Annotated in this window: 7 protein-coding genes and 1 pseudogene; 5 read left to right on the top strand and 3 right to left on the bottom strand. The window is 52.5% G+C overall.

Annotation, left to right across the window (positions count from 1 at the left end; translation table 11 throughout):
• Positions 1-160: 160 nt before the first annotated feature.
• The 4 genes and pseudogenes from ACFQUU_RS28285 to ACFQUU_RS28270 form a co-directional block, all read left to right on the top strand.
• Positions 161-1009, top strand: coding sequence for an IS3 family transposase (locus ACFQUU_RS28285; RefSeq protein WP_382251875.1), 849 nt, complete (start codon positions 161-163; stop codon positions 1007-1009).
• A gap of 220 nt (positions 1010-1229) precedes the next feature.
• Positions 1230-1430: a hypothetical protein gene (locus ACFQUU_RS28280; RefSeq protein WP_382251874.1), complete on the top strand. Its 201-nt coding sequence runs from the start codon at positions 1230-1232 to the stop codon at positions 1428-1430.
• Between the two features lie 382 nt (positions 1431-1812).
• A complete protein-coding gene (locus tag ACFQUU_RS28275; RefSeq protein WP_382251872.1) occupies positions 1813-3327 on the top strand; it encodes a hypothetical protein in 1515 nt (504 codons plus the stop codon).
• A gap of 51 nt (positions 3328-3378) precedes the next feature.
• Positions 3379-3524, top strand: a pseudogene (locus tag ACFQUU_RS28270) (IS481 family transposase); the annotation flags it as partial.
• Positions 3525-3562: 38 nt separating this feature from the next.
• On the opposite strand, the gene ACFQUU_RS28265 reads toward ACFQUU_RS28270, so the two are convergent.
• Both ACFQUU_RS28265 and ACFQUU_RS28260 read right to left on the bottom strand, forming a co-directional pair.
• Positions 3563-8227 carry a hypothetical protein gene (locus tag ACFQUU_RS28265; protein ID WP_382251870.1) on the bottom strand — a complete coding sequence of 1555 codons (4665 nt, stop codon included), beginning with the start codon at positions 8225-8227 and terminating at the stop codon, positions 3563-3565.
• Between the two features lie 63 nt (positions 8228-8290).
• Entirely contained in the window at positions 8291-8710 is a 420-nt protein-coding gene (locus ACFQUU_RS28260) for a hypothetical protein (RefSeq protein ID WP_382251869.1), read from the bottom strand.
• A 310-nt stretch (positions 8711-9020) separates the two neighbouring features.
• On the opposite strand from ACFQUU_RS28260, the gene ACFQUU_RS28255 reads away from it, so the two are divergent.
• The gene (locus ACFQUU_RS28255) at positions 9021-9263 is read left to right on the top strand and encodes a hypothetical protein (RefSeq protein WP_382251867.1); all 243 of its coding nucleotides are present in this window, start codon (positions 9021-9023) and stop codon (positions 9261-9263) included.
• 28 nt (positions 9264-9291) lie between these two features.
• Here the strand turns inward: ACFQUU_RS28255 and ACFQUU_RS28250 are convergent.
• Positions 9292-9885: hypothetical protein (locus ACFQUU_RS28250; RefSeq protein ID WP_382251866.1), on the bottom strand; the 594-nt coding region annotated here is incomplete at its 5' end.

Below are 9885 nucleotides of genomic sequence, written 5' to 3'. Positions count from 1 at the left end.
ACTGGATCGAAGGGTATTACAATCGTCAGCGAATTCATTCCTCAACCGGATATCGCACTCCGGTTCAAGCTGAGGAAACGCTGATGGATGCATGACATGCTGTACGTGAAACCGAGGCAGGGTCAGACAATGCAGCGTTACGCGATGTTGTGAGCCGAAAGTGGTAAGCCCGCAAGCCAGGCGTGACGCGGTTACGCATTTGATGACGGTCCACCAGTTAGGCATCACACGCGCTTGCGGGCTGATTGGTATCTCCAGGTCGCTGTACCGGTATCAGGCCAAGCGACCAGATGACTGCGAACTGCTGGAACGATTGACGACACTGGCTGGACAGAAGCGACGCTATGGCTATCGACGCCTGCATGTGTTGCTGTGCCGAGAAGGATGGCGCATCAACCGTAAGCGGACGTACCGGATATACCACGCAGCCGGGCTGATGGTGCGTCGGCGTAAGCGGAAACACATCGCTGCAGTTGAACGTCAGCCAAAGGGTGTTTCCATGGCGCCGAATCACAGTTGGTCGATGGATTTTGTATCGGATGGGTTCGTCAACGGCAGACGATTACGGTGTCTGAATATCGTCGATGACTTTACCAAGGAGTGCCTGGCCATTGAAGTCGACACGTCTCTCACAGGACGACGGGTGGTAACCGTATTGGAGCGCCTTGCAGAAAGCCGTGGACTGCCAAAGTCAGTAACCGTAGACAACGGGCCAGAATTTGCCGGGAAAGTACTCGATGAGTGGGCTTATCGACAGCAACTGCAGCTGCGCTTTATCGATCCAGGCAAGCCGCAGCAGAATGCGTACATCGAAAGCTTCAATGGCAAGTTCAGGGACGAATGCTTAAATGAGCACTGGTTTTTATCGGTACGGCATGCACGTGAAGTGATCGACACCTGGCGACAGGAATACAACGACGAGCGGCCGCACAGTTCGCTTGGCTACCTGACGCCTAACCGCTTTGCACAAAGATTTTTAACCGCAGGTTCCATAGCCGTTTCGGACTAAGTTGGGTAGCAGGTCACACACATCTTATGTCCGGAGAAGCACCATCAGCGTAGGAACTCATGAGTGTCATGCCGACCTGGCGTGGTTCCGTCGTCCAAGCCGATACCTCCCTACTGCCATCCTCAACTGGTCACGTAGTTCATTACGCCGATCTACCGAACTAAAGTCGCTTGAAAAAGTGGATGCCAACGTTTCGTACAATTGAGGAACGGAGGCAAGGATGAAGCGGATACCAAGGTCACGGAATACGAAGGAAGTACGTGAGGAAGCGATCAACCTGGCAAAGGCGGTAGGCGCGTCGGAAGCATCGCGTCGGCTATCAATCCGTCTCAAGACGCTGGTCAATTGGGAACGCACCCCATCAACCACAGGCGTGGCATCTCGCGGGAACTGTTTCGCCGCCATTCCCACTTATCACTAGTATCAAATAATTGACATCTGTCTGATCGCGCACAAATACGCGTGCGCGAGCGCTAGCCAATGAAACCGAATAGCGGTGGCGTGGAGCGGTGGCTGGTGCAGAACGACTGGAGATAAAAGCAATGACGGGAATTCCACGCACAAGCACTATTTCGCTAACGCAGCCAGTGGATGGGGCTACGAGTAATGGTACCGCTGTCAACGTGGCCGGTGCCCCGCATAGTGCAGCCATGCCTGAGCCACGGACGCGACTGCCGACCGCAGAGAATTCACACAGATACACGGCGACTTTGCTGGCAAGTCGTCGCGACAGCTTTGGGTCACGCACCGGAACGGGAAATACTCTAAGGGAACCGGTTCCGTCGCGAGGCATGCCTTCACTTATGGCACAGATCGATGCACTCGACATCCGCATCCAGTCCGAGGATAACGGAAGCCTTTTGAGCGCTAGCACCAGTTTGGTCGAAGAAGCGACACCTTCACCTACGACGCAAATCGACACTCAACCTCAGACACCCAACATCTGCTTCGATTTCGAGATTACTGAAATTCAATTGACCGATGATCCCGATGACTCAAATAACGACGATTTGGCTGAAGCAGATGAAGATGCGAAAACGGCAACCCACCTGCCGCCGACAGAGCCTAGCGCAAGTCCCGCTCCGGCGACCCCAGACTATCGCAGTCGCGCCGGTTCCACAACCAGCATCAGCATTCACGCAAACTCTGCGTTGGATAAAGGGAAAGGCCCACATCTGGAAACGGCGAGCGATCTGCAGCCGGTAGCGTTGGACACGGGCCCCACTCCGGCAACTCCCGACTTGGAAGCATTGATAGCGCGCCCGAATTATGCATTCCGCAGTACGTCTGCAGATCGACAAGCTTTTCAGCAAATCTTTAAAGAAGGAACAGTGCTCAGGTCAAACATGAGCTACATGCGGGTAGAAGAAGCGATAAAGACTTACGAACTCTACCGCACTAAAATGACGAAACTTGTCACTGAAAGAAGTGTTCTTCGCGGAAATGATCCGTATTGGCACGAAGATATAAAGCGTATTCCAATCGAAGATTTGATAGCGATACGCACCCTCGTCGCCAGTTCCAACGAATTGAATCAAGCACTACGTGAAAATGATCAAGAGACCCTGAAAAGACTGAGTCCATATCTGAAAACCGTGATCTCCGGGTTGAATCAGCTTCCTCGATTTGACGAAAGCGGAGTCGCAAGAGGTTGGTGGCCGAAGCCAAAAAAGTTAGCGTCCGAGGATTTGCCGCCACTTTTCGAGGCAATGATTAAAACAGATGGCTGGACGAAAGATGGCCGACTCGACGAAAGTACGTGCTTTTCCGAGGTAGAGCGCAATACGTATCAGCTTCGTATGTTTTCCGAGGACCCCGATGCCGTTGTCAACGACATGAATGAGGATTTGAAGCGTCGAATCGACGGGCTTTATCAAGCGGGGATGGAGCGCGATTGGCACACCAAACCCCAGCTACGCCTGCTACGCGGCGCGAAATTGACTAACGACATCCTCAATAGTTATACCTTCGGAAAAATCGTTACACATCCGGGCTTTACGCATGCATCGCTTACCCCCAACAACTATACGGAGTTTCGTTGGGACGACAACGAGACGGCTTTCAATGCCCAGTTCGTGATCTACAACATGAAAACGGGAAAGCGGTTGAATGAGCTGTCTTATTACGGCCACGCGGACGGTGATGAAGTCGTGTTTTTACCGAGCACACGGTTTCTTGTGATCGGGGTGGAAGATTGTGGAACGGGGTGTCTAGATGAAAACGATCAATATAATTATCCGGAACGCAGAATACATCTATATGAAATGCCACCTGCGGACGATACGCAACACCAAGCTCAGCACGATGAGGCAACCTGACGCTTATGGACCGCCCGGTTGATAAACTGAGTCAATGGGAGAAAGCATGACATTTGCGAGCCCTTCCACAGACGATTCTCAATGAGTTCTACTAGGTTGCGCTCCGGCGCAAGATCTATCGTCCTATTGGGGAATTGCAAGTCGACCTGGGTCAATGGCTGACGTACTACAACAATACTCGCACGCACCAGGGGAAAAGTGTAGGTGCGTGCAGCAGCAACGCAGCATTTTCCAATCATGTCGGCCAGCTCTTTACCGGCCGCTGTCCTTCGGCGGTGTTAGTCACTCCAAATCTTGCAAAGAAATTCAGGCCTTTTTGTTGGTTCTCCAGCGTGCGCTCGCTGGCAGTGATCTTCCAGGGTATCCATGAATCATCCTTCTGCAGTAACGCATTTTGCGCTGTTAACGCATTTTCACGTTGATCGTGCGCCTCGCTTGCAGCTTGATTCAGGTTCGCCATGCTTTCCTCACTTAGGTCGCCGGAGGCTTTCAGTTCATCATAGTATTTACTGATTTTTGCCAGTCGTACTTCGCACAGCGCTTGCTCATCGCGTAAGCAGTCATATTCCGCGGCGGCTGAATCGAGCAGTCGGTAGCTTTCCGCAAATACGTTACGTAGAATGCGCCGACCGCCTTCCGTATAATCGCCGGCCTCAAGTTCGTTGAGCATATCGTTCAAATGCTTCCCTACAACAGATTTTTTTTCAGCGATTGGCGCGTCCGCGTATTTTTTGTACTCCGACGTCTTGAACAATTCGGTGACGCCCAGGTTTACCCAGTGATTGAAGTTCGCGTTAATGCTTTGCCTTAATGAGGTGACACTGGAATATTCAACATCGCGCCTGGTATTGACCGCATCTGTTTTGCCATCAACGCTGACCAATCGAAATTTGGCATCCTTGCCGACCAGCTTTACTTGGTGCGATTGGGTCACACCGGGCATGCCGAGAGAAAGAGTATGCGCGGTGGAGCCGGCCTCGATCTCCGCAGCGTTTGTGGCACCACCGAGGCCGCCCGAAATGGCGACCTGGCCGCCAGTCGCGTTGTTGTGCCTTTCAACATTGTGGTGACCCGTCTTCTCCGAAACATTGACATCTCGCGAATTCAGATGCGTGTTCTTCATACTGCCGCCAATTATCGCTCCTGACTCGTCGTCGCCGAACAGGAGTTTGAACAGATATGACGTCTTGACCGAAGCATTGAAATCGGTTTCTTGTTTGCGGCTGACATCGCTCATGTCGTCAATCACCCCAGGCGACACATGTGGGCATTCCGCAAAGATTTGCGCGACGCTGTGCGGAACTCCGTTGACATCGTCACCATCGTTGAAAGCCTTTGGATCAATACGTTCGATCTGTCCGTCATCGGTAATTTGCATCTGGAAAATTAGATCCAACAGCTTGCGAGTTTCCATGCGCATGTCGTCATCTGAGTATTCCTTGTTGACGCTGCGTGGAATCATGAACTTCACGCCCTGCTGCAGTATGCGATCTTCTGCAAGCGCTTTATCTCCTCCCAACTTGCCCTTGGCGAAAATGTTGCCAACACTGACTCCGGCGCCAGCGCCAATTGCACCCGACTGTCGGGTCTCGGAAACGATTGCAATTTCAAAGCCCACCGTTGACATCGATATTTCAAATACTGCATTGCGGCCATACTGTACTTCAATACGGATATTAGGCGTGCCTGAGACTGCGAAATTCCCCAAAGAGGCCACGAGTTGGGCAAAGCGGGCGGTTAATTCCGTTCCTTTGATGGCGTATTTGATCGGTTTAAGGTTAACTCCTAAAACACCGCCACCGGTCATCCGTAGTTTTCCACGGAGTTGAAACTGTTCAATCTTTGCGGCAAGATATCTATAGATGTCCTCCACGCCTTCGACCGACGGTGCCGGCAATATGCTTACCAGATCCTCCAGACGCTTGGCCATCAACAGCGCCTTACCTGTTTCTTCCCAAACCGGATGCCTCTTTGTGACTGGTACGGTACCCATCCTTTCTTTCAGGTCTTCTGCCCATTGCAACAGGCTGTTCGCTTCCAATGGCATTTTTAGTTGAGCAGGTAAGGAAACTGCTACCTGATTCAATAAGATTTGGAGCCGCTTGCGCGGCGTATCGGACTCTTCAGTATCAACACTGATGGAATCAACGCCTGCAGTATTGATACCTGTAATATCAATACCTGCTTCTCCCGCGATTTTCAAGAATTCCTCTCGAACGGACGCTTCGTCTGTTTCATCGAATTCGCAATGTTCAGGACGGAGGACATTTCCTTGTTCTTTTAGGCGGGCGATCTTGTCTTTAGCGATTTTCGTAGCGGCACATCGCAGCAACAGATCGACCGTATGTGGATAGTGTTGTACGATTGTCTTGGACGCGCTCTCCAGTGCGCCCGATGTACTCAACACGTAGTCATTGATCTGCGCCCCGGTTTTTGCCGCGTCGACGCCATACGCTGTTGACGTTTTACTTGCCAACTTGAACGCAGTCGCGGAAAACGGCGTTTTTCCTGTTGTCGGGGCCAGATCGATTATCTTCCTGGTGCCGGCATGGTTGCCTTGGCCGATAACCCCGGTAGCTTTCTCGGCGCGTGCCACTGCGCGCGGTCCCCATTCCGTTCTGAGTTTTGTTAACTTGTCGGCCACATACTGCAAATCGGTGTCCGCACCGACTTCAGTAAAGCCATTGCGTATTGCATCCAGAGCTACGCCCTCGCCAGCAGTCCGGTTGAAGGCAAACTGCTCTTTTCTAGTCGGATCGAAGTTACGATAAAATAATTTGCGTGCGTCTTTCTGGGCAGCATCGAGCAGAGTCGGCGTACTGCCAATGTTGGCGGGCTGTTTGCCGGTGCCCTTATATTCGGTACGGGCTTTGCGGGCGATCAGAAAAACTTTTGCCGCCCGGTCGACTTCCTCCATTCCCCGGTCCCGCAATTCCTGCGCATGACCTTCGCTGGCGGTAATACGCCGGATTACTTCCATGCCGCGGCGTAGCGGAGCCAGTGTCTGCAGCACGGCTTCTGTGCCGTCAGGCTTCCCGGTTGACGGCAACAGATCTGAATTCGGATCGCCCATTAGCCTGCAGATAATGTCTTCAAAACTTGTATTCGCTATCTGATCCAACATTGCAATGGCGAGCGCGGGATCGGCATCGCCTTCCTTTGAGGCGAATGTGTCGACTATCGCGCGATACGCTAGCTGGAAAACCTGGTGTGCATCCAGCTTGTTCTTGGCGTCCACCTTGTGCGTATCAAGGAGTTCATACAATGCGTGGAGCCGCTCCCTCAGCGTTGCGCTGGCAACATCTGTATGAAAGCCGGGAAGATCTCTTATCAGATTCTCACATTTATCGCTGGATCGCGTGCGTGCGTGAACGGTATGCGTAGCGACATCAGTTTCAACACTTTCCTTTAATGCTATTGCTCTTTCAAGATTGTCTTCGGCGGTCTGGATATCTTGAATATGATGCTCGTCCAGTGGAAAGATTTCATAAAGCGATTGCGTCAGCGTATCGTACTTTTCCACGTTTGCGGTATCGGACACCAGTTTGACCACGCTGGCTTTCGAGTCTTTTGCCTCAGATATCAGTTTGCCGGCCAAACTTTCTTCTTGCAAAAATATATCGCCGAGCGCATCTGCCAATATGTCGTCAAGTTCATGATTTTCTGAATTTTCTGCTGAAGGTCCGCCAGCCTGACTCCATGCATACATAGTCTGCGACAGTGCGCCATACTGATTGGCTAGCCGCGTAGTGTCACGGGTTGATTGCTGACGCAAGTCGGCGAGCAGGTTTGCGTGCTCGCCGACGAGCGTCGTCAAGATCCCCTGCAGATCATGCAATGTGTGCATGTCGCTACTGCCTGGTTGTGCCGCTTCTTCATCGATCAGTTTGCTTATCTCCGCACGTTCGACATCGATTGCATCAAGAGATCGTGTCAAAGACTCTTGCCGGCGAATGAGCACAGTCATTAACTTAGGTAATTTCTCACGCACTTTGCCACTGGGGACAATTGATGCCAGTACCGCTACGATATTCTCTTCATTTTTACTGAGACGTGGTTCAAGCTTCTTGAGATCTGATTCAAGACTACTGAGATGTAGTCCAAGATTACTGGGACGTAGTTTAAGATTGCTTGCCAGCTTTTCCCTCAAAGTAGAGTTGAACTCGGCATGCGATTGTTGTTGAGCAAGCAGTGCCTGGCGTTGCGTTACGAGTTCCATTACGCGTGAGCGACAGGCGTGTAGTGCTTGCAGACGCTCGGCACGCGGATAGATGGCAACCGCGTACTCTTCTTCCGCTTTTTGCAGCAGTTGTTTTGCGTGCGTGATCTGCTGCGCGCTGATGCGGGCTTTCGGTACGCATTCTTCCCGGAGTTGTGCGGAGGTGCGAGTTGACATTTTGCCCTTCGCGATAAGCCGTGTCGTCCTCTCCCGTTCCGAGCGGGATTGCGGCGTCGTCATCGCCTTTTGCATATTCGGCGCCTTTTCCTGTGGCAAAGACGCCAGGCCCACAACCACGGTCCGCTTCATTGCAGACGTAGTGCGTTTTACTACATTTTTCAGTATGCTGTATGCACGGAGGCGCACCGATGCATCGGCCGACTGTGTCGTCTCATTGGTTGTTCCACCATGTTGTTGCACACCGCGCTGTGCCGCATCGATTTGCAAGCGGGTGTCGGCCATGTGCTTACGATGTTGGTGCGTGCTTATGCTGGAGCCGAGCAGAAGGTATTTTTCCATCGTTAGCAGTGCAGCGGGCGGAGGAGGTGCTGCTTGCTCACGAATTTTTTTTAGCTGCGCCGCCTGATCATCCTCATGCTTGACCGAGGTCCTATTAAAGTATGCGAAGAAATCGAACCCGATGGTCTTCGAACCGTTTGGTATCTGATATGAGGTTGCCATATTGTTTTCTACACATCAGATACGGGATTCAAATATTCTTCATTCATTCGGATGAAATATCGGTTATAAGGTATTGGCATCAATGCGTTCCTGAAGATCAAGCACAAAGGTCAGTGCGTCTTCGGCCCACCGCAGCCATTGATCCATTTGTACCGCGGCATCGCAGCGCCATACTAGCGCCAGCTTTCCATCGATCGCCAGCGGGCTGACTGGAAATGCATAGTCATAGGCGGCTGTCAGGCGGACGAGCAGCGCTTGCCAGGTCTTTGCGCCGAGTGCGCCGAGCCGTCCTACTTCGCATATCAGCGACAGATGCTGCGCATCGGCGCAACGTGCAACGACCGGATATTTATCGGCGAGGACGAAGAAAAGCCCATCGCTCTGCAAGGTGTTATGCGGCAGATCAAGCACATCGCGCAGACGCTGCAGGTGCATGTCCGGTAACGCATGTGACTGTGCCTGCGCATTCGGTTGTAATTGCATTTGTCTCCGCCTTTCGGGTGCTATATGTTCGGTAGTAATGCGCTTACCCCGTACTGCCGACCTCATGGATATTGAGTATATTCATGGGTGTTACGGGGATATTAATAGTTCCATTAGCGGTGGCTGCATGTTATTCGCGCCCAAGCGCGGCATAGGCAGGATTTTGGCGTGCGACTGAAAGAATCCCGTCTTATTTGGAGGCCGGCGTTGCGTCCTGATCTGCGCAATCGAGTGGAATGAAAGAATAAGGAAGTTCGAATAAACAGGAGATGGGAAGAACCGCCGGCAACAATACATTGCAAGGCAATGCATGCCGACCGCCGAAATCGACGTTCGACCTATGGCATCCGAGCCGATGAGAAGATGGTCGCTGGCATGCGCCGCCCTTGTCGAACAAACCGGTTGCGACGGAGCCGCTGCCTACGGCGGCGCCAGTGCGTCCGGTACGGCGATCTCCAGGCTGGAAAGCAGCATCCTGCTCTCACTCTGGATCAACAGGTTCTTTGTCGCGGGAAGTGAACGACTCGCGCGGTCAGGTGTGCATGAGCCGTAGCACCGCATGTGAGGAGATGCAATTTTTGCTATCTAACTGGAAGGCCCAGCTTACGATAGTCATCCATGATCTTTTGCACTGCTTCCGACAACGCCTCGTTCGCGCTATCCTTGGAACGTGGATCATACACCTCCTTCTCATGCTCCTCGTCGGAAAGACGAGTAATGAAACTGAATTTCCCTTTACTTGAGAGCTGCGCCACACAGTCATCGGCGTTTGGATTCGTAGTGGTCTTCATATAGTTAGCGACGTCGGAGACTTGCAAAGGAACAGCCAAACGCCAGGTGTTCCCACCCCGGCCTCCGATCTTAAACTGACCGCTAATGGGTCGTTCGCCTGCGAGGAACATTTTCTGCTGCTCCGCCAGCTCGGGTGATTTACTGGCAGATACCGATAAGGGGCCTGGTTGCGGCGTAGGCGGCTGCGAATTAGGCCGATGTTGCGGATAGACCTGCTGCTGCGGCGGATAGACCTGCTGCTGTTGCGAATGGAACTGCTGCGGCGGATAGACCTGCTGCTGTTGCGAATGGAACTGCTGCGGCGGATAGACCTGCTGCTGTTGCGAATGGAACTGCTGCGGCGGATAGACCTGCTGCTGTTGCGAATGGAACTGCTGCGGCGG

Origin of the sequence: Herbaspirillum sp. GCM10030257, assembly GCF_042666555.1 — a bacterium.
GTDB lineage: Bacteria > Pseudomonadota > Gammaproteobacteria > Burkholderiales > Burkholderiaceae_D > Noviherbaspirillum.
Note: the sequence above shows the minus strand (reverse complement) of the source record. Positions and strands in the feature narration are given on the sequence as shown.